General features: G+C 34.3%; 20 protein-coding genes and 1 tRNA gene. 11 read left to right on the top strand and 10 right to left on the bottom strand.

Features of this window, described 5'->3' with window-relative positions:
• Positions 1-10: 10 nt before the first annotated feature.
• Positions 11-451, bottom strand: a complete 441-nt coding sequence (locus tag NG655_RS02515) for a LexA family protein (RefSeq protein WP_419469263.1) — start codon at positions 449-451, stop codon at positions 11-13.
• The gene (locus NG655_RS02520; RefSeq protein ID WP_252157779.1) at positions 448-1,728 is read right to left on the bottom strand and encodes a Y-family DNA polymerase; all 1,281 of its coding nucleotides are present in this window, start codon (positions 1,726-1,728) and stop codon (positions 448-450) included. The genes NG655_RS02515 and NG655_RS02520 overlap by 4 nt, the downstream gene beginning before the upstream one ends.
• A 240-nt stretch (positions 1,729-1,968) precedes the next feature.
• Between NG655_RS02520 and NG655_RS02525 the strand changes: the two genes are divergently transcribed.
• Positions 1,969-4,737, top strand: coding sequence for a 2-oxoglutarate dehydrogenase E1 component (locus NG655_RS02525; RefSeq protein WP_252157780.1), 2,769 nt, complete (start codon positions 1,969-1,971; stop codon positions 4,735-4,737).
• Positions 4,738-4,765: 28 nt separating this feature from the next.
• Entirely contained in the window at positions 4,766-5,974 is a 1,209-nt protein-coding gene (gene odhB / locus NG655_RS02530) for a 2-oxoglutarate dehydrogenase complex dihydrolipoyllysine-residue succinyltransferase (RefSeq protein WP_252157781.1), read from the top strand.
• Here the strand turns inward: odhB and NG655_RS02535 are convergent.
• Positions 5,963-6,397 (bottom strand): aspartyl protease family protein, encoded by a 435-nt coding sequence (locus NG655_RS02535; RefSeq protein WP_252157782.1) that lies wholly within the window; start codon positions 6,395-6,397, stop codon positions 5,963-5,965. The two genes, odhB and NG655_RS02535, sit on opposite strands and share 12 nt — an antisense overlap.
• Before the next feature lie 77 nt (positions 6,398-6,474).
• On the opposite strand from NG655_RS02535, the gene NG655_RS02540 reads away from it, so the two are divergent.
• From NG655_RS02540 to NG655_RS02550, 3 genes are all read left to right on the top strand, one after another.
• On the top strand, positions 6,475-7,239 hold the full coding sequence (locus NG655_RS02540; protein ID WP_252157783.1) for a TatD family hydrolase: 765 nt from the start codon (positions 6,475-6,477) through the stop codon (positions 7,237-7,239).
• 71 nt (positions 7,240-7,310) lie between these two features.
• A tRNA-Ser gene (locus NG655_RS02545) sits at positions 7,311-7,397 on the top strand.
• Positions 7,398-7,501: 104 nt separating this feature from the next.
• Positions 7,502-8,107, top strand: a complete 606-nt coding sequence (locus NG655_RS02550) for an IMPACT family protein (protein ID WP_252157784.1) — start codon at positions 7,502-7,504, stop codon at positions 8,105-8,107.
• Positions 8,108-8,188: 81 nt separating this feature from the next.
• On the opposite strand, the gene NG655_RS02555 is transcribed toward NG655_RS02550, so the two are convergent.
• Both NG655_RS02555 and NG655_RS02560 read right to left on the bottom strand, forming a co-directional pair.
• Positions 8,189-11,530: an amidohydrolase family protein gene (locus NG655_RS02555; protein WP_252157785.1), complete on the bottom strand. Its 3,342-nt coding sequence runs from the start codon at positions 11,528-11,530 to the stop codon at positions 8,189-8,191.
• Positions 11,531-11,549: 19 nt separating this feature from the next.
• Positions 11,550-11,960 carry a metal-dependent transcriptional regulator gene (locus NG655_RS02560; protein ID WP_252157786.1) on the bottom strand — a complete coding sequence of 137 codons (411 nt, stop codon included), beginning with the start codon at positions 11,958-11,960 and terminating at the stop codon, positions 11,550-11,552.
• Between the two features lie 55 nt (positions 11,961-12,015).
• On the opposite strand from NG655_RS02560, the gene NG655_RS02575 reads away from it, so the two are divergent.
• The 6 genes from NG655_RS02575 to NG655_RS02600 all read left to right on the top strand — a co-directional run bounded on the left by NG655_RS02575 (position 12,016) and on the right by NG655_RS02600 (position 17,776).
• Complete coding sequence (locus NG655_RS02575; protein WP_272876334.1) at positions 12,016-14,247, top strand: TonB-dependent receptor; 2,232 nt, start codon at positions 12,016-12,018, stop codon at positions 14,245-14,247.
• A gap of 397 nt (positions 14,248-14,644) precedes the next feature.
• Positions 14,645-15,418, top strand: coding sequence for a MotA/TolQ/ExbB proton channel family protein (locus NG655_RS02580; RefSeq protein ID WP_252157787.1), 774 nt, complete (start codon positions 14,645-14,647; stop codon positions 15,416-15,418).
• Between the two features lie 27 nt (positions 15,419-15,445).
• Complete coding sequence (locus NG655_RS02585) at positions 15,446-15,892, top strand: hypothetical protein (RefSeq protein ID WP_252157788.1); 447 nt, start codon at positions 15,446-15,448, stop codon at positions 15,890-15,892.
• A 10-nt stretch (positions 15,893-15,902) separates the two neighbouring features.
• Positions 15,903-16,523 (top strand): ExbD/TolR family protein, encoded by a 621-nt coding sequence (locus tag NG655_RS02590; protein ID WP_252157789.1) that lies wholly within the window; start codon positions 15,903-15,905, stop codon positions 16,521-16,523.
• A gap of 11 nt (positions 16,524-16,534) precedes the next feature.
• Positions 16,535-17,020: an ExbD/TolR family protein gene (locus NG655_RS02595; protein ID WP_252157790.1), complete on the top strand. Its 486-nt coding sequence runs from the start codon at positions 16,535-16,537 to the stop codon at positions 17,018-17,020.
• 78 nt (positions 17,021-17,098) lie between these two features.
• Positions 17,099-17,776, top strand: coding sequence for an outer membrane beta-barrel protein (locus tag NG655_RS02600; RefSeq protein ID WP_252157791.1), 678 nt, complete (start codon positions 17,099-17,101; stop codon positions 17,774-17,776).
• Here the strand turns inward: NG655_RS02600 and rpoN are convergent.
• Genes rpoN through pyrH form a run of 5 tightly spaced genes read right to left on the bottom strand, consistent with a single transcriptional unit; the run spans position 17,771 to position 24,433 of the window.
• On the bottom strand, positions 17,771-19,213 hold the full coding sequence (rpoN, locus tag NG655_RS02605) for an RNA polymerase factor sigma-54 (protein ID WP_252157792.1): 1,443 nt from the start codon (positions 19,211-19,213) through the stop codon (positions 17,771-17,773). The two genes, NG655_RS02600 and rpoN, sit on opposite strands and share 6 nt — an antisense overlap.
• A 43-nt stretch (positions 19,214-19,256) precedes the next feature.
• Positions 19,257-20,681 carry an asparagine--tRNA ligase gene (gene asnS, locus NG655_RS02610; RefSeq protein ID WP_252157793.1) on the bottom strand — a complete coding sequence of 475 codons (1,425 nt, stop codon included), beginning with the start codon at positions 20,679-20,681 and terminating at the stop codon, positions 19,257-19,259.
• 50 nt (positions 20,682-20,731) lie between these two features.
• Positions 20,732-23,131, bottom strand: a complete 2,400-nt coding sequence (locus NG655_RS02615; protein WP_252157794.1) for an efflux RND transporter permease subunit — start codon at positions 23,129-23,131, stop codon at positions 20,732-20,734.
• A 29-nt stretch (positions 23,132-23,160) separates the two neighbouring features.
• Positions 23,161-23,715, bottom strand: coding sequence for a ribosome recycling factor (frr, locus tag NG655_RS02620; protein ID WP_252157795.1), 555 nt, complete (start codon positions 23,713-23,715; stop codon positions 23,161-23,163).
• Positions 23,716-23,725: 10 nt separating this feature from the next.
• Entirely contained in the window at positions 23,726-24,433 is a 708-nt protein-coding gene (gene pyrH / locus NG655_RS02625; RefSeq protein WP_252157796.1) for a UMP kinase, read from the bottom strand.
• Positions 24,434-24,452 lie beyond the last annotated feature (19 nt).

The raw sequence follows: 24,452 nt of genomic DNA on the forward strand, positions 1-24,452 counted from the left end.
TTATTAATTCCTATACTTTTTTAACCACAAAAGTAACAACACCCCATATAATTAACTGATTTTCTTCTGTTACGCGTATGGGTTTATATTTTGAATTTTCAGGCATTAAATAAATACAGTCTGCTTCTACTTTTAAACGTTTTACCGTAAATTCTCCATCAATAAAACAAACTGCAATGTTATTGTCTTGTGCCTCTTTGCTTCTGTCTATTACCAATAGATCTCCATCGTCTAAGCCTGCTCCTTGCATTGATTCGCCTGCGACACGCGCATAGAACGTAGCTTCTGCATTTTTAACTACTTCTTGGTCGATACTAATTCTTATTTCTTTAAAATCGTCGGCAGGAGAGGGGAATCCGGCAGAAACTCCATTTTGTGCTAAAGGCATTTTTTTAAAAGCTTCTCCGCTGGGTTTGAAAAATATGATTCCTTGTTTTTGTTTTTTTTTCATAAGAGAATTCCCGATTTATTATTAACGGTAATAATTTCTTTGAGTTCTGTGGTATAACGTTTGGAGAGATGTTCTTGTCGCATCTTCCAGGTTGTATTTAGATCTTGATTTCCTAGTTTAATTTGATGAGGTCCAAAGCGTAGGTGTATTTTGTCGATCGCCTGCATAAGCGAATCGTGCTGATTTAGGTTCGGTTGAAACAGATTGAGTTGTCGTTCTTTTGAAGGAACTAAGCCTAATAATAAAACTCCCGCTTTCTTGTAGTCAATCCCGGATTTAAATATAGTTTTTAGTCCTGCGACCGCGTGTTTGCAGATGGTGATGCTTGAATCGGTAGCATAGGGCAGTGTAACGACACAGCTGTTTCGGTATTGTTCTTTGTTTTTTTGGTGTGAATTACTGCGAATAAAAATAAGAACAGCGCTGCAGCTACTACCTTGTTTTCTGAGTTTTTCGGAACAACTATTTGCGTAGGTAGAAATTCGTTCTTCTAATTCATGAAATTTAGAGTAGTTACTTTTAAAGCTTCGAGTAGTTGTAATCGATTTTTTAGAAGGTAGGGTTTCTTCTAGCTTAATATGTGAAATTCCCAGGAGATCTTTTTTTAGTCGAAGCTCTAAAATACTCATGTGTTTTTTAATCCAAGAGTCGGGTAAATTTGAAAAGTCATACGCTGTTCGAATTCCTTGTGCTTCTAATTTTTTACAGTGTTGTCTTCCGATACCCCAAATATCTTTCACTGCAGTCCATTTTAAAGCTTTTATCCGTTTCTTATCTGTATCAATCATATAAACTCCTTGGGTTTTGGAGTTGAATTTTTTAGCAATTTTATTAGCAATTTTTGCTAATGCTTTTGTTTGAGCAAACCCTATAGAAACAGGAATTCCAGTCCACTTACGTACTTGTTTTTTTATTTCATAACCCGTAGTCTCAAGGTCAAAATAATCGAATCCATCGAATTTTAGAAAAGCCTCATCAATACTATAAATTTCAAAGTTAGGAGTATGTTTTTCTAGTATTTGCATGACGCGACTACTCATGTCTCCATAAAGTGGATAGTTGGAAGAAAAAACTTTTATTCTTTTTCTTTTAAATTCTTCTTTGTATTTGAAAGCGGGTGCTCCCATAGGTATCCCCATAGCTTTTGCTTCGTTACTTCTAGCAATAACACAGCCGTCATTATTTGACAAAATAACGATAGGTTTTCCTTCCCATTGAGGTTGAAAAACACGCTCACAAGAAGCATAAAAATTATTACAATCGACGAGTGCAAACATGTCGTCTAAATTATGAAATTATAAAATGTGATTTCTTTTTTTAGAAAAAGTTATTCTTCTTTTTTAAGTGTGGTTATTAACGATTTGTATTCATATTAAATTGTTTTTTTGAGTAATTGTTATAAATCATATAAAACTCTAATAAATTGTGTTAAATGAACTTCATTTTTTTTCTAAACAAGTAGTGACTTTAACTAAAAGTTGTAATTTCGTACTGAATTTTAGACAAGCCTCCATAGAATGGATAAGTATTCTTTTTTAAATGCGGCACATACGGGTTATTTTGCCCAGATGTACGACCAATATCTTAAACAACCTGACAGTGTAGAGCCTAGTTGGAGAGCTTTTTTTCAAGGCTTTGACTTTGGTGTAGAAAACAGTCAAGAAGAACACAGCACTGAAATAGATGCTGAAATCCCTGAACATTTACAAAAAGAGTTTCAGGTAGTTCAACTAATCGATGGCTACAGAAAACGGGGTCATTTATTTACAAAAACAAATCCAGTTCGAGATCGTAGAAAGTACAGTCCAAATTTATCTTTAGAAAATTTCGGTTTAACACAAGCTGATCTTAATGTAGTCTTTAATGCAGGAGAAGTTGTAGGATTAGGTCCCAATACATTATCCGAAATTATAGCACATCTAGAACGTGTTTATTGCGATTCCATTGGTGTGGAATACATGTATATACGAAATCCAGAAAAACTAGACTGGATTCAAAACCGTTTACACATAAACGATAACCATCCAAACTTTTCGAAAGAAGAGAAAAAACATATTTTAAAGAAATTAAATCAAGCGGTTAGCTTTGAGAATTTCTTACACACTAAATATGTAGGTCAAAAACGATTTTCACTTGAAGGAGGGGAGTCTTTAATTCCTGCATTAGATGCCGTAGTAGAGGCTGCAGCAGATCATGGAGTCGAAGAATTTGTAATGGGAATGGCACACCGTGGTCGTTTAAATACACTTACCAATATATTTGGGAAATCAAGTAAGGATATTTTCAGTGAATTTGATGGAAAAGATTACGAAGAAGTAGTTTTTGATGGAGATGTAAAATATCATTTAGGTTGGACTTCCAAACGAATTACTGACAACGGTAAAAAAATAAACATGAATATTGCTCCTAACCCTTCACATTTAGAAACGGTTGGTGCCGTTGTCGAAGGAATTACAAGAGCAAAACTCCAAAATAGCTTTAATGGTGATACAAATAAAGTATTGCCAATAATTGTACACGGAGATGCAGCAATTGCAGGACAAGGACTCCCTTATGAAATAGTTCAGATGGCTGGTCTTAAAGGTTATGGTACCGGAGGAACAATTCATATAGTAGTAAACAATCAAGTAGGTTTTACTACAAACTATCTAGATGCTAGATCGAGTACTTACTGTACAGACGTAGCTAAGGTTACTTTATCTCCTGTACTACATGTAAATTCTGATGATGCAGAAGCTGTTGTTCACGCAACTCTTTTTGCTTTAGATTATAGAATGAAATTTGGCAGAGATGTATTCATTGACCTTCTCGGATATCGTAAATATGGACATAATGAAGGTGATGAGCCTCGTTTTACTCAGCCTAAGCTGTATAAGTCAATTGCGAAACATAAAAATCCAAGAGATATTTATGCAGAACAATTAATTGCGCAAAATATCATTACTGCTACGGATGTTAAGCAGTTAGAAAAAGAATATAAAGAATCTCTAGAAGTAGATTTAGAAGATTCTAGAAAAGTTGAAAAAACAATCATCACGCCTTTTATGGCTGATGAATGGGAAGGTCTCTCTTTGGCAAAAGAGGAAAAAATGATGGAGGCTGTAGAAACAAAAGTCTCAGAAAATGATTTGTCTGAAGTAGCTAAAACCATTACCACTTTGCCAACAGGCAAAAAGTTTTTACGCAAAATCGAAAAACTGATTTCAGACAGAAAAAGAATGTTTTTTGAGTCTGATGCAATGGATTGGGCTATGGGTGAGTTGCTAGCATACGGAACCTTACTTAAAGAAGGTTATGATGTTCGTATTTCAGGTCAGGATGTAGAGCGAGGAACTTTTTCTCACCGACACGCGCTTTTAAAAGCAGAAGAGTCTGAAGAAGAAGTTGTGTTGTTAAACTCTATTAACCCAGAAAATCAAGGAAATTTTAGTATTTACAATTCATTACTATCTGAATATGCTGTTTTAGGTTTCGATTATGGCTATGCCATGGCGAGTCCAAACGCCTTAACCATTTGGGAAGCTCAATTCGGAGATTTCAGTAATGGAGCTCAAATTGTTATTGACCAGTACATCGCTTCTGGGGAAGACAAATGGAAAACTCAAAATGGAATAGTAATGTTGCTTCCCCATGGTTACGAGGGGCAAGGAGCAGAGCATTCTTCTGCTCGAATTGAACGTTACTTACAGCTTTGTGCAAATGACAATATGTTCGTTGCAAATTGTTCAACGCCAGCAAATATGTTTCATATTCTTCGGCGTCAAATGAAGACAGATTTCCGTAAACCTTTAATTGTTTTTACACCAAAGAGTTTATTACGCCATCCAGATGTAGTGTCTAGCAAAAAAGAGTTTACAGAAGGAGCATTCCAAACCGTAATAGAAGATAATGAGGTAACACCTGCAAAAGCAAAAACGTTAGTTTTATGTACAGGTAAGTTTTATTATGATCTTGTGAAAGCAAGAAGAGATGAAGGACGAGATGATGTTGCAATCGTAAGAATAGAGCAATTATTTCCATTGCCAATCGAAGCAATTCGAGAAATATTAAATCAGTATAAAGATGTTAAGGATGTAGTTTGGGCACAGGAAGAACCACGTAACATGGGAGTTTGGTCTCATTTGCTTTTACATCTTCCAGAAGCAGTAAGCTTCCGACCAGTAACTCGACGTTTTTATGCAGCACCAGCAGCCGGAAGCGCTACACGATCCAGTAAGAGACACCGTGAAGTTATCGAATATGTTTTTGATGACTCAAAAGATAACTTTATTAGAAATAAAAAATAAATAACAGTACTCGATAAAAACCATTCCTATGATATTAGAAATGAAAGTTCCTTCACCGGGAGAATCAATAACAGAAGTAGAAATTGCTCAGTGGCTCGTTGCTGAGGGAGATTATGTTGAAAAAGATCAACCAATAGCCGAGGTAGATTCGGATAAAGCAACTCTTGAACTTCCTGCTGAAGAAAGTGGAACAATTACTTTTAAAGCAGAAGAAGGTGACGCAGTAGCAGTGGGGCAAGTGGTTTGTCTTATTGACACAGAAGGAAAGCCAAGTGGCGATGCTCCTGTATCTGCACCAGCTGCACCTGAGGCAACTTCAGCTCCTGTTCAGAAAGAAGTAGTACAAGAAACTACTTATGCTTCTGGATCGGCTTCTCCTGCAGCAAAAAAAATATTAAGTGAAAAAGGAATTGATGCCAGTGCAGTTATTGGAAGTGGTAGAGGTGGAAGAGTAACTAAAGAAGATGCTGTTCAGGCAGTTCCATCTATGGGGACTAAACCAGCAGATGGAGAACGCGAAAACTCTCGTAAGAAATTATCAATGTTGCGTCGTAAAGTAGCACAACGTTTAGTAGCTGCTAAAAACGAAACAGCAATGTTGACTACCTTTAACGAAGTTAATATGTCTCCAATTTTTGCTCTTCGTAACCAATATAAAGAAGAGTTTAAGGAGAAGCATAATGTTGGACTTGGGTTTATGAGTTTTTTCACAAGAGCTGTAGTTCGAGCGTTACAATTATATCCAGATGTAAATTCTATGATCGATGGAGATTACCAGATTAAATACGATTTCTGTGATATTAGTGTTGCTGTTTCTGGACCTAAAGGACTCATGGTTCCTGTAGTTCGAAACGCAGAGAATTTATCTTTTAGAGGGGTTGAGGACGAAATTAAAAGACTTGCAATTAGAGCACGCGACGGTAAAATTACTGTGGACGAAATGACTGGAGGTACATTTACTATTTCTAATGGAGGTGTGTTTGGTTCCATGCTTTCCACTCCAATAATAAACCCTCCTCAGTCAGGAATTTTAGGAATGCACAACATTATCGAACGTCCGATAGCGGTAAACGGAAATGTAGAAATTCATCCAATGATGTACCTAGCGCTTTCTTATGATCACAGGATTATTGACGGGAAAGAATCGGTAGGGTTCTTAGTTGCTATTAAAGAAGCACTAGAAGATCCAATTGCTTTGTTAATGGATAACGATGTTAAAAAGGCATTAGACCTTTAAATAGAGTTTTTTACTATTATAATCTATTAAGGCGTTGGTTCTTTTCAGAAAATCAGCGCCTAAAATACCATCAATATTTTCACTTCCCTGATCTGCTAACGAGTTGTTTATTGAAGTCATGTCTAGCATGAAAAACTTCAATTTCATTATGAACCCCCCTTTATAACTGATTCTACTTTTGGCAGTTGGTTTTGCATTTAATTTTTCATTCCCAGCTCCACTTAGTTCCATAGAACTTTCTTTTGCGATTAAAGAAAATTCAGATTCCATATCTAATCGAATGCAGCTATTAGATGCCCCGGTGTCAATTAAAAACAAACCCTCTAAATCATTTACTTCAAAAACTCCAACCAAATGTTGACTCTTAGTTTTTTTAAGTGGAATAGTGGAATAACCCTTTGTTTCAAGAATTTTTTTAATCACTTTTTTTTTTCAAAGATAGCGAAAGGAGTTTAGCTTTTAGTTCTTGAAATCACTGTCTAATTACCTATTTTTGTTTCATGCAATTAATAGACACCCATACACACCTTTATGCAGAAGCTTTTGATGAAGATAGAGATGCAATGATACAGCGAGCTATTGCTTCTGGAATTACAGATTTTTTTATCCCTGCAATCGATTCTGAATACACAGAACGCATGTTTGCTCTTGAAAAACAATATCCAGATCAGATGCATTTAATGACTGGAGTTCATCCAACACATATAAAAGAAAATTATAAAGATGAACTAGATCATGTATCCTCTTTATTAAGTGAACGTTCTTTCTGTGCGATTGGAGAAATCGGAATTGATTTATACTGGGATAAAACTTTTTTGAAAGAACAGCAAGAAGCTTTTGATCTACAAATTAATTGGGCAATAAAGCATAAACTTCCTTTTGTAATTCATTGTCGTGATGCTTTTGATGAGGTTTTTGAGGTGCTCGATGGCCACGATTCTAAAGAATTATCGGGCATTTTTCATTGTTTTACTGGAAATTTAGAACAAGCAAAAAAAGTTCTTACTTACAATCTAAAATTAGGTATCGGTGGTGTGGTTACTTTTAAGAATGGAAAATTAGATCAGTTTATAAATCAAATTCCACTGAGTGAAATTGTTTTAGAAACAGACGCTCCCTATTTAGCTCCAGCTCCTTTCCGAGGTAAAAGAAACGAAAGTGCTTACCTACACGAAGTTGCAAATAAACTGGCTGAGGTATATGATGTTTCTTTTTCGGAAATCGCAAAGACAACATCGAATAATGCTTTTAAAATCTTTAAATAAAAAACATTTAATGTGTTTTAAATTTTCGAGTGAGGTATTTTTTTTGTTATTTCGAGCCCTAAATTAATTTTAGAGAGGTGGCCGAGCGGTCGAAGGCGCATGCCTGGAAAGCATGTATACGTGCAAACGTATCGAGGGTTCGAATCCCTTCCTCTCTGCTTCAAGGACCCATAAGTTTAACTTGTGGGTTTTTTGTTTTACAACCCTTTAGTTTGTCTATATTTAAGGTAAATTATTATATAAATCTGAGTCCTTTAAGTTCGTGAAAGACACATTTAAAACAATAGAAAAAGCATCAAAAAGAACCCTTTTTAAAGAAAGAGGAAGCAAGTTTTTTGGGTATGCTTTTCCTGTTTTGAGCGAAGATGATATAAAAAATGCTCTGGAATCTTTAAAGAATAAACATCCTACCGCTGGTCACTTTTGTTATGCCTGGCAGCTTGGTACAGAAACAATTCAATTTAGAGTTAATGATAATGGTGAACCAAAGAATTCTGCAGGAATGCCTATTTATGGACAGCTTCAAGCCTTTGATGTAACAAACGTATTGGTTGTATCTGTCCGTTATTTTGGAGGAACTAAGTTAGGGGTTGGAGGATTGGCGCAAGCTTATAAATATTCTGCCCAAATAACATTAGAAGCTTCAGAAATTATTTCCAAAACCATTGACGTAGTTTATGAAATTAAATTTGATTATGATTTAATGAATAAGGTGATGCGAATTATTAAAGATCATGACCTGAAAATAGTACTTCAAAAGCTAGATTTAAAATGTGAGTATCACATAGCTGTAAGAAAAAAAAGTGCACAACAAGTTTTTGAAAATTTCGAAAAACTTTACAAGCTAATCATTACCAAACTAGAATAGCTTTTGCTCATAAAAAAACCAAATTACTAATTCAGTTAATGCCTGATTCGTAATTTGGTTTTAATTTTTTGGTGCAATTTATTATTTGTTTACTCCAGGTAATTCTGCTGTTGGTGATGATTGTGTCCAAGGGTAATCTTGAGTCTTAGCTTCAGGATAAATGGTATTTAAACTATCTCCTTCATACACAAATCCATTTTTCACTACTAAGTTTACAGAATTAGTATTTCGAATATTTTCAAGAGGGTTTTCATTCAAAATCACTAAATCTGCAAGTTTACCTTGTTCTATACTTCCAATATCTTTAGATAAACCAAGAGCTTCTGCACCAATTACAGTCGCTACTTTTAGCATATCATGTTCTGAAATTCCTCCAGCTTGCATACTCCACATTTCCCAGTGAAATCCAAGCCCTTGTAATTGTCCATGAGAACCAACTCCTGCTAATCCACCTGCATCAACAAGGTCTTTTACAAAAACACTATGTTCTGCAAAAACATATTCTTCATCCATAAACCATCCTGCATTTCTACGTCTTGATTTTGCATCTAATTCAGATTTTGGAGTGAATAAATTCAATTTAGCATCTCCCTGAACATCTTCGGTTGCATAGAAATAATTTTCTGCCCAAGGACCACCATAAGAAACTAAAAGAGTTGGAGTGTATGCTGTCTTAGATCCAGCAACAAAGTCAATAAAATCTTTATACAATGGATAAATTGGAAACGAGTGCTCATGTCCTGGATATCCATCTAAAATTTGAGTTACATTCAGCTTGAAGTCTAGACCTCCTTCTGTTGTAGGCATTAATTCTTGTTCTTTAGCTGCTTGAATAATCCACTGGCGGTGCTTTCGATTACCCGTTAAATACATCTTAATCGTTTTTGTATTGTAGTATTTAGAATATTGCATTAGTACATCACGAGCATGATCTAAACTTTTAATGTTATATCCCCAATAACCTACACCTGGGCCTGTAGAATAAATTCTAGGACCCGGAATAATTCCCGCTTCTACCATGTCAGCATAAGTCAAAACGTCTGTAGTTGCCGTTTGTGGGTCTCTTGTTGTAGTAACGCCATAAGCTAAGTTTGCGGCATAGACCCATACATGATTTTTATGTAACCCCCAAGAAGGCCACATATGTGCATGAGTGTCTACAAATCCGGGAACTATAAATTTACCCTTAAGATCGATTGTTTTCGCTCCATTAGGGATTTCTATTTCATCAGTGGAGCCAACAGTTGTAATTCTGTTGTTTTTAATAATTACTGTACCATTCTGAATTATTTCATCGCCATTCATTGTAATTAAAGTTGCATTTTGAAGCGCTAAAGTACCTTTTGCGATTGCTCTTTCAGCTTTTACGATGAGGTCTAATTCTTTTGCTTGATAATCTTCTATTGAATCATCTTCTTTTTCTTTATCGGAAGCAGCAATAGTTTCAGTTTTATCTTCTTTTTTAGCTTCTTCTTTTTCCTTTTTTTCCTGTGCTTGAGCTTCTTCAGTGACCTCTGCAGCTGCAATATCATAGCGGAAAAGAGTTTTACCTAAAGACCAGTAAACGATGTTTCCATTTTTAGACCAAGAGGGGAATTGACCACCAAATTTTGTTAATTTTCTTGAAGGAAAAGCTGCTTTTGAAGCATCTTTTACATTTATTTTAGCACCATTTGCTCCAATATAAGGTACTGTAACAACATAAATATCATTATTTATTTGTGCTAACGCATAGTTTCCTTTGGGTGCTCGTAAAATAATATTTGCTTTAGAAGGAGTTTTCTTTGGAGCGGAAGGAGTATCAGCTAATAAATGATTTTCATCATAAGATGATCCATAGACTGTTATTCCGTCAACTTGAACGTGTTTTTTCTTGTCCGTCCCATCCCATCGTATAGATATTAAACCATCAGAGGAGTTTAAATATATCCTTCCGTCATTTTGTGCAAAATGAGGGTTCGAAAGGCCACGTGCTTTACTTATTAAGGTTGTTTTACTTGGTTTTTTTGAGTCCAGCCAAACTAAGTTTGATTTTTGCTGAAATGCTCTAGGACCATCCGAGTCCTTGAATTGTTGAGCAGCTCCTTGAAAAACTGCAATTCTATTTGAATAGCCCCAGGCGGGTTGTGTGTAAACTGCAGATTCTAAACTGAGTTTAACAGGATTCGATGGTTTATCTATTCGTACTTTATATACATTTCCTTTTTTGGATTCGTCCCAAGTTACAAAGGCAACTTCTTTTCCATTAGGATTCCATGTAGGCATTGCCTCTGTAAATGAAAAGGAGGTTAGTCTCTTGGGTTTCTTATCCTTAAAGTTCATCCAGTAAAGTTTATTCAAAGCTGTGAATACTATAGCGGTTCCGTCTGGAGAAACTTGAGGATCTCTAATTTGGTTGACTTCAAAAGTAGGTGTATCTTCTATGGGATAGTCAAATTTTAATTGAGGTCCTAAAGCTATTTCTTCATTAACTTGAAAAGGTATGTTTTTAGCTGCTCCTCCAGTCATTGGAATTTGATATATTTTTCCTCCATAGGAAGCGATTATATTATTACTGTCTGGAGTAAAAGACATCGCAGGTAATACTCCTAAGGGAGCAATTGATTCTTGGTCATCCCTTTGAACAGGATAAGCTAACCAACTTTCTTCTTGAGAAATTAAATTTCTTTTAATTAAACCTGTTTTGTCGTTGTATCGAGTTCCATAAACAAGCCATTTTCCATCAGGAGATAGTGTAGGTGTAAATGCAGAACCATATCTTGATGTCATTACTTCTTTTTTCCCATCTTCACGATCGTAAGTTCCTATTTGATACTGAGGTAAACGCGCATTATATTGCCATGCACCTGTTCTTTGGGAATACCAAATATGTCTTCCGTCAGCACTAAATGTTGGTTCAGAAACCTTAAAATTGTCTGGTTTTTTTATCAATTGAACTCCATTCCCCCCTTCTTTGTGATATAGGTGGAGTTTGAAATTTCGAGTCCCTTGACTTACAGCAATATAATTTCCGTCTGGAGACCAGTCTGCAGACTGCATTTTAGAATTATTTCCTTTAGTGATTTGGAGGGTATCTTCTTTTTCTCGATTTATAATCCAAATATTATTTCCTCCGCTTCGATCTGACAAAAACAAAATAGATTTCCCATCTGGGGAATATTTTGGTTGGGAATCAAATGCAAGACCTTCTGTTATTCGATTTGCTTTTCCACCGTGAATAGGAAGTTCATATAGATCACCTAAAAGATCAAAAATAATCTTGGACCCATCTGGATGAACATCCAAAGAAAGCCAAGTTCCTTGATCGGTTGAAATAGTTACTACTCTGCTTGCCTCTAGCGGAAGTCCTTTATCTTCTTTTTTCTGAGCACTAGCAGGTAAGATTGTTGCTAGACCAAGTAAAATAAATATTAATTGTTTCATCATTATAAATATTAGTTGTTTAGTATTTAGCTTTTGGAATAATGGAGCCATGAGGGTCCAAGGTAGCGTCCCCAAGAATTTCACGCATCCTATTAAAAAATTTCGAGTTTTCTATATGTTCTATTTCTTCTGCAATTTCATGTACTTCATTTAAATCAAAATTCATAACATTAACGAGGTAAAGTTCTATTAGTCTGTGTTTTGAAATAATTTCAATTGCTTTTGTTTTTCCAGATTCTGTAAGTATTATTGGTTTGTAAGGCTCTGTATTTACAAACCCCATTTTCACTAATTTTTTAATCATATTTGAAACCGTTGATTTACTCACCCTAAAATACTGACTCAATGCAGTTACAGATATCTCTTGGTCTTTTTCCTCTAACTTATAGAAAGCTTTGAGATAATTCTCTTTCTCAATTGTTTTTTTCATCCTTTTGTTTTGTGGTGCAAAACAATTGATTAGTTTTGCAGTGTAAAACTTTAATGTGTTAACCCGTTTAATTTTAGTACTTTGCTTTGCTCAATTTGTTTTTTCTCAGGAACAAACCTTTCAAGGTTTTGTTTTATCAGAGGGAATTCCTTTAGCTGGTGCTTCAGTTGTTATTAAAGACACTAAAATCGGGACAATTTCTGATGAAAACGGAGCTTTCAAAATAACTTCTACTAATATAGACAACCCGAAGATAATAATTTCATTTCTGGGTTATAAATCATTTATTTATAAAAGTAGGGGCCAAACAAATGATCTAGGTGTTATTGAATTATTTTTAGATGATGAACTCGAAGAGGTTGTTGTTTCTGGAACTTTGAAACCTGTTTCTAGACTTAAAAGTTCTGTGCCAGTAGAAGTTTATTCCAATACATTTTTTAAAGCAAACTCAACCGCTTCAATTTTCGAAGCTTTAGAGATTGTAAACGGAGTACGGCCCCAATTGAATTGTAATGTATGTAATACTGGAGATATTCATATTAACGGTCAAGAGGGTAGTTACACTATGATTCTTATTGATGGTTTGCCAATGATTAGTGGTTTGTCTTCTGTTTATGGTTTGTCGGGTATTCCACAGTCTTTAATTGAAAGAGTAGAAATTGTTAAAGGGCCCGCTTCAACTTTATATGGTTCTGAAGCAATTGGGGGTGTTATCAATCTCATAACAAAGATCCCCGAAAACACATCAAAGCTTTCTTTTGATTCGTTTGTGTCAGAGTGGGGGGAATTGAATGTTGATTTAGGTTATAAGTATAAGGTTTCTGAACAATCAACAGGTATTCTTGGAGTAAATTATTTTAATTATTCAAATCCAATAGATAATAACGAAGATGGTTTTACGGATCTTGCCCTACAGGATCGCATATCCATTTTCAATAAAATAAATATTGGAAGAGATTTTTCAGTTGCTACTCGACTCATTCATGAAAACCGCTGGGGTGGATCAATGGGTTGGAATCCTTCTTTCAGAGGGGGGAGTGTTTTTTATGGGGAAAGTATTTATACAAATAGAGTTGAAATTTTTGGATCGTATGAGATTGACAATGAAATGTCTTTCCAGTTTAGTTTTAATGATCACGATCAAAACGCTGCTTACGGAACCACTCTTTTTAATGCAAAACAAATAATAGGATTTGGTCAGTTTGTTTGGAGTAAAAGAATTAATAAGCATGATTTCTTATTTGGCGCAGCATATCGATATACTTTTTATAAGGACGATACGCCAGTAACTTTAGACTCTAATAAATCAGATGTGACAAGACTTCCAGGTGTTTTTATTCAGGATGAAATTAAATTTAATCAACAAAACTCCTTATTAATTGGGTTGCGCTATGACTACAATTCTATTCATGGAGATATTTTAACCCCTAGATTAAATTATAAGTTAAGTAATGAAGATGCAACATCTACTCTTCGTTTAAGTATTGGATCTGGCTACAGAGTAGCTCAAGTTTTTACAGAAGACCATGCGGCATTAACAGGAGCTCGGGAGGTAGTGTTTTTGGATGACCTTGATCCCGAAAGGTCTTGGAACATAAATTTAAATTATTCCTATAAGTTGTATCTAAAACAAGGACATATTTTGGATTTCGAAACAAGTATTTTTAGAACAGACTTTTCTAATAAAATCATTCCTAATTATGATATAAATCCCAATTACATTGTTTACGATAACCTTGAAGGAAATGCAATTACACAAGGAATTTCTTTTAATTTTAATTCGGTATTTAGCGGTGGACTTAGAGCTAATTTGGGAGTAACCTACATAGATTCCAGTATAAATTCTAACGGAATCAAATCAGTTCCCTATTTGACCGAAAAGTTCCAAGGGGTTTGGAGTATTGAAAAGAAATTTATTGAATCTGATCTTATTTTAGATTTTACAGGAACAGTTACAGGGCCTTTAAGGCTTCCTCTATTGAGCGATTTAGACCCGAGAGCACCTTATTCACCAACCTTTAGTATTGTTAACATGCAGCTAACAAAAGTTTGGAATAATACGTATGAGCTTTATGGAGGGGTAAAAAACCTTTTGAATTTTACTCCAGAAAAGAATGCTATTGCTAGAGCATTTGATCCATTTGATCGACAAGTTCAGTTTGATTCTTTTGGGATTGTAGTTGCAAGCGAAAATAATCCTTACGCATTATCTTTTGATCCTAGTTATGTATATGCTTCTAACCAAGGTGTCCGATTTTATTTAGGAATTCGTTGGACTCTTGATTAGGAATTTGTTTTAATAATTACTAAAAATGTTTTAGAAAGTGTTAATGAATTTCAAAAATTCAAAGTAAAACAATTTTTCTTTTTTTGAAAGTTTGCATCATTTCAAAGTGTTCTAGTAGTCAAATTAATAAAAATTTAACACGATTAAATTATATTCTTAAAATTCGTTCTAATCTATTATTAAATATTTTAAAAATAATTTTAGTAGTCTGATTTACATAACATTAGCTTCTTTTAAAAAATCATTTTATTCCTATATTCATTAGAGTTACGTTCTGTTTGTGTAAAATTAGTGTTGTTAAAGTGTTAGATCGCTATTCGATATTTAAAATAATTAGGTAAAACAGTATTTTTTTTTATCTTTAAACCTTTATTTAATAAGAACAAAAATTTAAACAATGAGAAAATTATTCGTTGCCCTTGTAGCCAGCATTTTAATGACCGGTTTTTCCGCAAATGCAAATACAATTAATCTTACAACTGCTGAAAATGTAGCAGTATCGACAAATGTACAGGACGAAGAACAAACGACTGCTGAATCGGCTTCTTTTACGCAAGAATTAAAAACTCGATTTATCGAGGGAGGTCCAGGTTTTATGGGTATCGTTTTAATTTGTTTGATTTTAGGTCTTGCTATTGCAATAGAAAGAATTATCTTTTTGAATTTAGCAACAACTAACACAAAGAAACTTACAGACGGTGTTGAAGCAGCATTATCAAGCGGTGGTGTTGAAGCGGCTAAAGATTTATGTAGAGATACTAAAGGTCCTGTAGCTTCTATTTTCTATCAAGGTCTTGATCGTGCAGAAGAAGGAGTTGAAAGTGCTGAAAAAGCTGTAGTAGCTTATGGAGGTGTTCAAATGGGACAGTTAGAGAAAAATGTATCTTGGATTTCATTATTCATCGCTCTTGCACCAATGCTTGGGTTCATGGGAACTGTAATAGGAATGATTCAAGCCTTTGATAAAATTGAAGCTGCTGGAGATATGCAGCCTTCACTTGTAGCAGGAGGTATTAAAGTTGCCCTTTTAACAACCGTATTCGGTCTAGTAGTAGCAATTATTCTTCAGATTTTTTATAACTATATCGTTGCAAAAATTGATAGTATCGTAAATGATATGGAAGATGCTTCAATCACATTGATTGACATCCTTGTTGCGCATAAGAAATAGTTATACACCTTTTAAAATTTATAAATTATGAATTTTCATAAAATAGTAAAAATCATAACCGGTATTTTAGGTGTGTTGGGAATTATATTCCTTTTCATGGTCATAGGATCTGGTGACGAAGAAATAAAAGCAGCCGCTTCTATGGGTGACTATGGAAAAGTAGCTCCTTTAATTAGCCTTGCTCAAATTATCCTTGGAATTGCTGTTGTAGCAACCTTAGTGTTCTCTTTATTAGGTCTTTTTTCTGATAAAGAAAAACTAAAGAAAGCTATGTTTTCAATAGTAGGACTTTTAGTTGTTTTAGGTGTTGCTTATGCATCATCTGAGGGAGTTGAAACTCCAATGAAAGATGGGGAAGTTTTATCGGCCGCAGGTTCAAGACTAGTGGGTACTGGGATTAGAATGTTCTACTTCCTTTCACTAATTGCAATTTTATCTATGGCTATTGCAGCAGTTAAGAAATTAATCAAATAAATTAAGAATTATGGCAAAAAGAGCAGCACCGGAGGTAAATGCCGGATCGATGGCGGACATTGCATTCTTACTTTTGATTTTCTTTCTCGTTACAACAACTATTGAAACTGATTCAGGAATTAACAGAAAGCTTCCACCAACTGATGAAGTGGTTGATCCACCCATCATTAAAGAACGTAATATATTTACAGTAGTCGTAAATAAAAACAACCAACTATTGGTTGAGGAGAAGCCTCTTGACCTTGCAAATTTACGCCAGGCAGCTATTGAATTTCTAGATAATGGAGGTGGTCAAGGAGAGGAAGCATGTGATTATTGCGAGGGTCCTAAAGATCCAAGTTCATCAGATAACCCTGAAAAGGCGATTATCTCTTTGAAAAACGACAGAGAAACTTCATATAAAGTATACATTTCGGTTCAAAACGAATTGGTTGCAGCTTATAATGATCTAAGAGATCGTGAGTTTGCAAAACTTAACCCTCTTATTGGATTATCTTTTGTAGAGGCGAATAAGCGATACGCAGATCCGCGTTATGTAACCGAGAGAGAAAGGTTGAAACCTTTACTTGATGAAGTAAAAGCAAGGTATCCACAGAAATTATCTGAGGCAGAACCTAATAAGAATAAATAAAACTTTAAAACATGGCTAAATTTAAAAAGAAAAAAGGAGGAGACACTCCTGCTATTTCAACTGCATCTTTACCAGATATCGTTTTCATGTTATTGTTTTTCTTTATGGTGGCTACAGTTATGCGTGATAGTACTTTAATGGTACAAAACACATTGCCAGCAGCAGACCAAATTCAAAAGCTTGATAAAAAAGACCGCGTTATGTACATATACGCTGGGAAACCATCTAGTAGATATGCAGATAAATATGGTAATCAAGCTCGTATTCAATTGAATGATAAGTTTGCTTCTGTTCAAGACGTAGGGGCTTTTGTTCTTGCTGAACGTGCATCTAAGCGTCAGGAATTACAAAATGTATTAACAACAGCTCTAAAAGTAGATGGTGAAACGAATATGGGATTGATTTCCGATATCAAACAAGAATTAAGACAGGTTAATGCTTTGAAAATTAATTATACAACACGATTGGGTGATTATACTCAAAACACCAAAAAATAATCTGAATTATATTTTATACTCAAGGGTGTTTCATTGAAACACCCTTTTTTTTGGATATACTTCTACTACCTTTACTGAATGAAATACTTGTATACTCTTTTCTTTTTCCTATTCATTACTAAAATGGTTGCCCAGGAAAGTATACCCTCTAAAAAAACCTCTTATAGAGAAGATCAGTGGTACACAACTCTTTCTTTTCTTCTTGCTAATGAATCTATCGATGGATTTCGATCAAACGGATTATCTCAAGCTTTTAGTATTGGTTTTATTAGAGACTACCCTATTAATATAGAGTCTAACAAAGCAATTGGGGTAGGATTGGGTTACGGTATAAATAATTTTGGTTCTAATCTAACTGTGGTTCAGGGTTCTAATTCTAGCTACCAGTTTAATTTAATCCAAAACACGCTTCTAGCCTCCAAAAATCGATTAATAACACATTTTATAGAAGTACCTCTTGAGTACCGTTGGAGAACATCCACTGTCAATGATTACACATTTTGGAGAATTTATGCAGGGTATTTATTCCGATATAATTTCTTTTCAAAATCTAAGCCTTTTACTGGAGCTTCAACAGTATTAGATGAAGTAAACAGGGTTACCCATGCTCTTAAAATCTCAACAGGCTATAATACATGGAATATATATGTTGAATATAGTCTGAGTCCATATTTTAAAAAAGAAACCCTTACAGACCTAAATGTCCCTTTAAATCTCAGTTCAATTAAGGTTGGTTTAGTGTTTTACGTTTTATAATTCTTTTCGTAATCTAGCTACTGGAAAGTCCATCTGTTCTCTATATTTTGCAACCGTTCTTCTTGCTACTCTGTAACCTGCTTTTAGTAGTTCTTCTGAAAGTGCTAAGTCTGCAAGTGGTTTTCTTTTATCTTCTTTTTCAATTAAAGTTTTCAGAATTTTTTTGATTTCAAGTGTAGAAACTTCCTCACCATCTTCGTTAGTAAGGGATTCCGAAAAAAAGCTTTTTAATAGTTTTGTTCCATAGGGAGTATCAATATACTTACTATTTGCAACCCTTGAAACTGTGGAGATATCCATATTTATTTTTTCAGCAATATCTTTAAGAATCATTGGTTTTAATTGTAATTCATCTCCTGAAAGGAAATAAGCTTCTTGTTGTTTTACAATTTCATTAATTGTTAAATATAGAGTCTGGTAACGTTGGGCCACAGCATCAATAAACCATTGAGCAGCATCAAGTTTTTGTTTAATAAATTGAACGGCTTCTTTTTGACTTTTGTTTTTGACAGGAGCCTCTTTATAGCCTTTCATCATTTCTTTATACGAAGAAGATATATGAAGTTCTGGGGCATTTCTTCTGTTAAGTTCAACATTTAAAATGCCGTTTTCAATGGTTAAGATAAAATCAGGAACAATATGTGTATTTTGGAATATTCCAGATAATGCTCCTCCAGGTTTGGGATTTAGGCGTTCTATTTCTTTAAGTCCCTGTTTTAAAAGATCTTCATCAACATCAAATTTATCTTGAAGTTTAACAAAATGTTTTTTTGAAAACAATTCAAAAGCTTCATTGATTATTTTTGAAGCCATTATTTGTGGGACGGAAAGCTGTTTTCTACTTAATTGTATAGAAAGACATTCTTGAAGTGTTCTAGCTCCTACTCCTGCTGGATCAAGTGAGTGTATTTTTTCTAAAACGAGTTCTAGTTGTTCTTCGTTAACAATAATGTTTTGTGTGAAAGCGAGGTCGTCCATTATATCTAATAAAGACCTTCTTAAATAACCACTGTCATCTATACTGCCAATTAGAAATTCTGCAATACGTTCTTCGTCTGGTGTTAGAATTAAAGAACTTAATTGAACCTTTAAGTGCTGATGAAAACCAATACCTCCAGTTATTGGAACGGTCTTTTCTTCATCGTCCGCACTATAATTATTTGAATTTAGAAGATAAGAAGGGGTTTCATCGTCACTTAAATAAGCGTCTATGTCGATTTCTTGAGTGTCAATTACTTCATTGTCATTGTAATCTTCTTGATATTCATCTAAGGAATCAATTTCTTCTTTACCATTTTCAAGAGCAGGATTTTCCTCAATTTCATTTTGAAGTTTTTGTTCAAAATCCAGCGTAGTAAGTTGAATCATCTTCATCAACTGAATTTGTTGAGGAGATAATTTTTGAGAAAGCTTTAAATTAAATTGTTGTTTTAACATATAAAGTTGGGACTTTCCCTAAAAGTATAAAAAAGAAAAGACTTTAGAAAGCTGCATTTTGAGGTGTTCTTGGAAAAGGAATGACATCACGAATATTGCTCATCCCTGTAGCGAAAAGAACTAAACGTTCAAAACCAAGTCCAAAACCACTATGAGGTGCACTTCCAAATCTTCTTAAGTCTAAGTACCACCATAATTCTTCTTCATCTATTCCCATAGCTTTAATTCGTTCCTTAAGTATATCTAAACGTTCTTCTCGTTGAGATCCTCCGACAATTTCTCCGATTCCGGGGAAAAGAATGTCCATAGCTCGAACCGTTTTTTGATCCTCATTCATACGCATATAAAACGCTTTGATTGTAGCAGGATAATCGTATAGGATTACGGGACATTTAAAATGCTTTTCTACCAAGAAACGTTCATGTTCACTCTGTAGGTCTGCACCCCATTCATCAATATGAAACTTAAATTTTTTCTTTTTATTGGGTTTGCTGTTTTTTAAAATTTCAATTGCTTCAGTATAACTTACTCTTTTAAAATCATTTTCTACAACAAATTTAATCTTCTCTAGAAGACTCAACTCAGACCTTTCAGCTTGTGGTTTAGTTTTATCTTCTTGAGTAAGACGATTGTCTAAGAAAATCAAATCCTCTTCACACTCTTTAAGTATATAGGTTAACACACTTTTAATGAATTTTTCAGCGAGATCCATGTTGTCATCTAAATCAAAGAATGCCATTTCAGGTTCGATCATCCAAAATTCCGCAAGGTGTCGGGTCGTATTCGAGTTCTCAGCTCTAAAAGTTGGTCCAAAGGTGTATACTTCTCCTAGTCCCATTGCATAGGTTTCTGCTTCTAATTGTCCAGAAACTGTAAGGTGTGTTTCTTTTCCAAAAAAATCTTGACTAAAGTCTACAGAACCATCTTCTTTGAGCGGTGGATTTTTCGTGTCTAATGAGCTAACTCTAAACATTTCCCCAGCTCCTTCTGCGTCACTTCCCGTTACTATAGGAGTATTTACATATTGAAAACCTTCTTCTCTGAAAAATTTATGAACACCAAATGCTAACGCAGAACGAACACGCATTACAGCACTAAAAGTAGCCGTTCTTACTCTTAAATGAGCTTTTTCTCTTAAAAATTCTAAACTGTGTTTCTTTGGTTGAATTGGGTAACTTTCAGGATCTGCTTCTCCATATACATAAAGTTCAGTAACCTGAATCTCTGCTGCTTGCCCTTTTCCTTGGCTTTCAACATAATTCCCAGTTACTTTTATAGCTGCTCCTGTACTTATTTTCTTCAAAAGCTCCTCATCCATTGATTCAAAATCAACTACACATTGAATGTTTCCTAGTGTCGATCCATCATTTAATGCTATAAATCGGTTAGCTCTAAAGGTTCTTACCCAACCTCTAACAGTTACTTCTTGGCCCGTAGCCGGTATTTTAAATAAGGATTTAATCTTCATAGTGGTTATATGCTTTTCGCTGCAAATATAGGTGTTTATATAAAATTGACTTAGTTCTTTTTGTCTTCCTTTAATCCTTTTTGTTCTAATATTTGTAGTCTAGGTTCTTTTAGATCCTCTTCATTTGAAACAGTTTTTTCAAGCGAAATAAGAAGTGAAGGTAATAGGATTAGATTAGCAAGCATTGCAAATAATAAAGTTGCCGAAACTAATCCCCCTAATGCAACAGTTCCTCCAAATTCTGAAATCATAAATACTGAAAACCCAAAGAATAAAACAATTGACGTGTAAAACATGCTGACTCCTGTTTCTTTTAATGCTGCAAAAACAGAACGTTTTATTTTCCACTTAGATTCAAATAACTCTTGACGGTATTTTGCTAAAAAATGAATTGTATCATCTACAGAAATCCCAAATGCAATACTAAAAACAAGGATTGTAGATGGTTTAATCGGAATACCTAAAAACCCCATCATTCCTGCTGTTATTATTAATGGAAGTAAGTTTGGAATTAATGAAATTAAAATCATTTTATAGGATCTAAACAAATACGCCATAAAAAGAGCAATCAAAAGAATTGCTAAAGAAAGTGATATAATTAAGTTTTTAATTAAATATTTAGTTCCTTTTAAAAAAATTAAAGACTTACCTGTCAACTGAACATTGTAACGATCTTCTGGAAATATTTTGTTAATTTCTTTTTCAAGATCAGCTTTAATTTCCTCCATACGCTCTGTGGGTATATCTTTCATGTAGGTAGTTAATCGAGCATATTGGCCTGTAGTGTCTACATAGTTTTTCATTAAATCCTCACCAGAACTATTAGAGTCAAAGTAAGAAAGAATGAAGTTTTTTTCTTGAGAAGTTGGAAGCTTATAATAATTAGGGTTGCCATTATAATATGCTTGTTTTGCATATTTAAATGCATTTACAATTGAAATAGGGGAAGAGAGTTCGGGGATATCCTCAATATTTTTACCCAATTGATCCATTCTTTTAAGGGTAGGAAGTTTGATTACTCCATTTTTTCGTTTGGTATCAATTAATATTTCTAAAGGTACTATTCCGTTGAATTCGTTATCAAAAAACAAAATATCTTTAAAAAACTCCTTTCCCTGAGGCATATCTTCAAGTATACTTCCTGATATTCTAATCTGGTATATTCCTATGATACTGGTAATAAGAACCAGTAGTGAAATGATGTAGGTGTTGATTCTTCGATTACGCACTTTATTTTCCATCCAATTTACAAATCCGTCGATGGTTTTGTTTTTCAAATGATTGAGATGCTTCTTATTTGGAAGCGGCATAAAACTGTATATAATTGGAATTAATAGAAGTGATAATATGAAAATTCCAATTACATTAATTGATGCTATGATTCCAAATTCTTTTAACAACTTACTGTCTGTTAATATAAAAGTTGCAAATCCAGAAGCAGTTGTAAGGTTGGTCATTAAAGTTGCATTACCAATCTTAACTATAACTTGTTGTAGGGATTTAACTTGATTACCATGTTTTGCTACTTCTTGTTGATACTTGTTGATTAGAAAAATACAGTTTGGAATTCCAATTACAATTATTAAAGGAGGAATAAGTGCTGTTAAAACAGTTATTTCATATCCCATCCAACCCAGAGTTCCTAAGGACCATGCAACTCCAAAAAGAACAATGACCATTGAAATAAGGGTAGCTCTTATGGATCTAAAGAAAAGAAAGAAAATCAAAGAAGTTATTACCATTGCCCCAAGAACAAAAATCCCGATCTCATCCACAATATTCTGTGCATTTAAAGTTCTTATGTAGGGCATTCCAGAAATCCGAACATCCACTCCATGTTCTTTTTCAAATGCATTTATGATTGGTATGAATGTATCGAAAATAAAGTTTTTTCTAGCAGCACTGTTTACAACTTCGGTTTTCATATAAATCGCTGTTCTAACAGTTTGTGTTTTTTTGTTAAAAAGAAGATTTTCGAAAAAAGGAAGTTCTCTATAGAATTGTTGTTTAAGAAGATTAAAATCTTCTTTGGTCTCAGGTTTTTGTTTAATAAATTGAACCAGCTCAAACTTTTTAGTTTTGATATTTTTAGATAGCACTTTTAAGTTTTCTATCGAAAGCGTAAAGTCAATTTCTTCGTAGGAATCAAGTTTTGAGCTCAACTCATTCCAAGCCTCAAGTTTATTTTCGCTAAATAGCTCCGGGTCTTTAATGGCAAGTAGCATTACATTGCCTTCTTCTCCAAAAAGATTAAGAAATTCATTGTAACGAATATTTTCTTCATGCTGATCAGGAAGTAAGTTAGCTTCAGAAAAAGTAAAACGCATATACTTCCATTGGGATATCCAAAAGGTAGTGACTGCAAAAAGTAGGAAGAGTATTTTAAAGCGATTACGAAGAATTAATCGAGCTATTGCTTCCCAAAACCTCCAATTTTTTTTTATTTTCATAATGAGAAGCGTTCAATAAACGGTCTAAATTAGACTGTTAATATGTCCTTTTCTTTTCTTAAATATACTTCTTCAGCTTTTTTGTTAAACTGATCCGTATGTTTTTGAACATCAATTTCGTAGTTGTTCTGTTCATCTTCAGAAGCATCAGATTTTTTTATTTCATTATTAGCATCTTTTCGTGCATTACGGATACTGATTTTAGCTGTTTCTGATTCAGCTTTTGCCATTTTAGCGAGTTCTTTTCTTCTTTCCTCAGTTAGAGGCGGAACATTTATGATAATAGACTCCCCGTTATTCATTGGATTAAATCCAAGATTAGCGTTCATGATGGCTTTTTCTATTTCAGGAAGCAAAGTTTTTTCCCAAGGTTGAATTGAAAGAGTCCTTGCGTCTGGAGTGTTTACATTAGCAACTTGACTTAAAGGAGTGGGTGCGCCATAGTAGTCAACCATTACGCTGCTTAACATAACAGGGTTAGCTTTTCCTGCTCTAATTTTCAAGAGTTCATTTTCAAGATGCTCTATTGCGTTGTTCATACTTTCAACAGCACTATCTACTATAAATTGTAATTCTTCGTTCATACTTTTTATCTTAAAGATCTACTTTGGTTCCAATATTTTCTCCCCTAACAACACGGGTTAGATTTCCTTTAGTATTCATGTCAAATACAATGATAGGAAGTTTGTTTTCTTGGCTCAAGGTAAACGCAGTTGTATCCATTATTTTGAGCCCTTTTTTTAGAACGTCTTCAAAAGAAAGTGAATCAAACTTCACAGCTTCTTTATTTTTCTCAGGATCATCATTATAAATTCCATCAACTCGTGTACCTTTTAAAATGACATCTGCATTTATTTCTACCGCTCTAAGAACTGCTGCAGAATCGGTAGTGAAAAATGGATTTCCTGTTCCTGCGCTAAAAATTACAACTCTGTTTTTTTCTAAATGCCTAACCGCTTTTCTTTTAATGTATGGTTCTGCTACAGCTTCAATTTTTAAAGCTGTCTGAAGTCGTGTTGGAACTCCTACATTTTCTAATGCGCTTTGTAGAGCTAAACCATTGATTACAGTGGCTAACATTCCCATATAATCTGCTTGAACGCGGTCTATACCTTGGCTAGAGCCTGATACTCCTCTGAAGATGTTACCGCCTCCAATTACAATCGCAATTTCGGTCTTTTGATTATAAATTTGTTTTATTTCTTCAGCATATTCGTTTATTCTTTCAGGGTCTATTCCGTAAGATCTTTCACCCATAAGAGCTTCACCACTTAGTTTTAGTAATATGCGTTTAAAATTCATGTGTATTTTTTTGTGTTAC

The sequence above is a fragment of the Candidatus Arcticimaribacter forsetii genome (assembly GCF_910589745.1).
In the GTDB taxonomy this organism is placed as follows: Bacteria; Bacteroidota; Bacteroidia; order Flavobacteriales; family Flavobacteriaceae; genus Arcticimaribacter; species Arcticimaribacter forsetii.

Coding starts and splice junctions, on each gene's coding strand:
- NG655_RS02595 (WP_252157790.1), top strand. CDS start 16,535: ATGGCTAAATTTAAAAAGAAAAAAGGAGGAGACACTCCTGCTATTTCA.
- NG655_RS02515 (WP_419469263.1), bottom strand. CDS start 451: ATGAAAAAAAAACAAAAACAAGGAATCATATTTTTCAAACCCAGCGGA.
- NG655_RS02560 (WP_252157786.1), bottom strand. CDS start 11,960: ATGAAAAAAACAATTGAGAAAGAGAATTATCTCAAAGCTTTCTATAAG.
- NG655_RS02555 (WP_252157785.1), bottom strand. CDS start 11,530: ATGAAACAATTAATATTTATTTTACTTGGTCTAGCAACAATCTTACCT.
- rpoN (WP_252157792.1), bottom strand. CDS start 19,213: ATGTTAAAACAACAATTTAATTTAAAGCTTTCTCAAAAATTATCTCCT.
- NG655_RS02520 (WP_252157779.1), bottom strand. CDS start 1,728: ATGTTTGCACTCGTCGATTGTAATAATTTTTATGCTTCTTGTGAGCGT.
- frr (WP_252157795.1), bottom strand. CDS start 23,715: ATGAACGAAGAATTACAATTTATAGTAGATAGTGCTGTTGAAAGTATG.
- NG655_RS02590 (WP_252157789.1), top strand. CDS start 15,903: ATGGCAAAAAGAGCAGCACCGGAGGTAAATGCCGGATCGATGGCGGAC.
- NG655_RS02540 (WP_252157783.1), top strand. CDS start 6,475: ATGCAATTAATAGACACCCATACACACCTTTATGCAGAAGCTTTTGAT.
- NG655_RS02615 (WP_252157794.1), bottom strand. CDS start 23,131: ATGAAAATAAAAAAAAATTGGAGGTTTTGGGAAGCAATAGCTCGATTA.
- odhB (WP_252157781.1), top strand. CDS start 4,766: ATGATATTAGAAATGAAAGTTCCTTCACCGGGAGAATCAATAACAGAA.
- asnS (WP_252157793.1), bottom strand. CDS start 20,681: ATGAAGATTAAATCCTTATTTAAAATACCGGCTACGGGCCAAGAAGTA.
- NG655_RS02600 (WP_252157791.1), top strand. CDS start 17,099: ATGAAATACTTGTATACTCTTTTCTTTTTCCTATTCATTACTAAAATG.
- NG655_RS02585 (WP_252157788.1), top strand. CDS start 15,446: ATGAATTTTCATAAAATAGTAAAAATCATAACCGGTATTTTAGGTGTG.
- pyrH (WP_252157796.1), bottom strand. CDS start 24,433: ATGAATTTTAAACGCATATTACTAAAACTAAGTGGTGAAGCTCTTATG.
- NG655_RS02580 (WP_252157787.1), top strand. CDS start 14,645: ATGAGAAAATTATTCGTTGCCCTTGTAGCCAGCATTTTAATGACCGGT.
- NG655_RS02525 (WP_252157780.1), top strand. CDS start 1,969: ATGGATAAGTATTCTTTTTTAAATGCGGCACATACGGGTTATTTTGCC.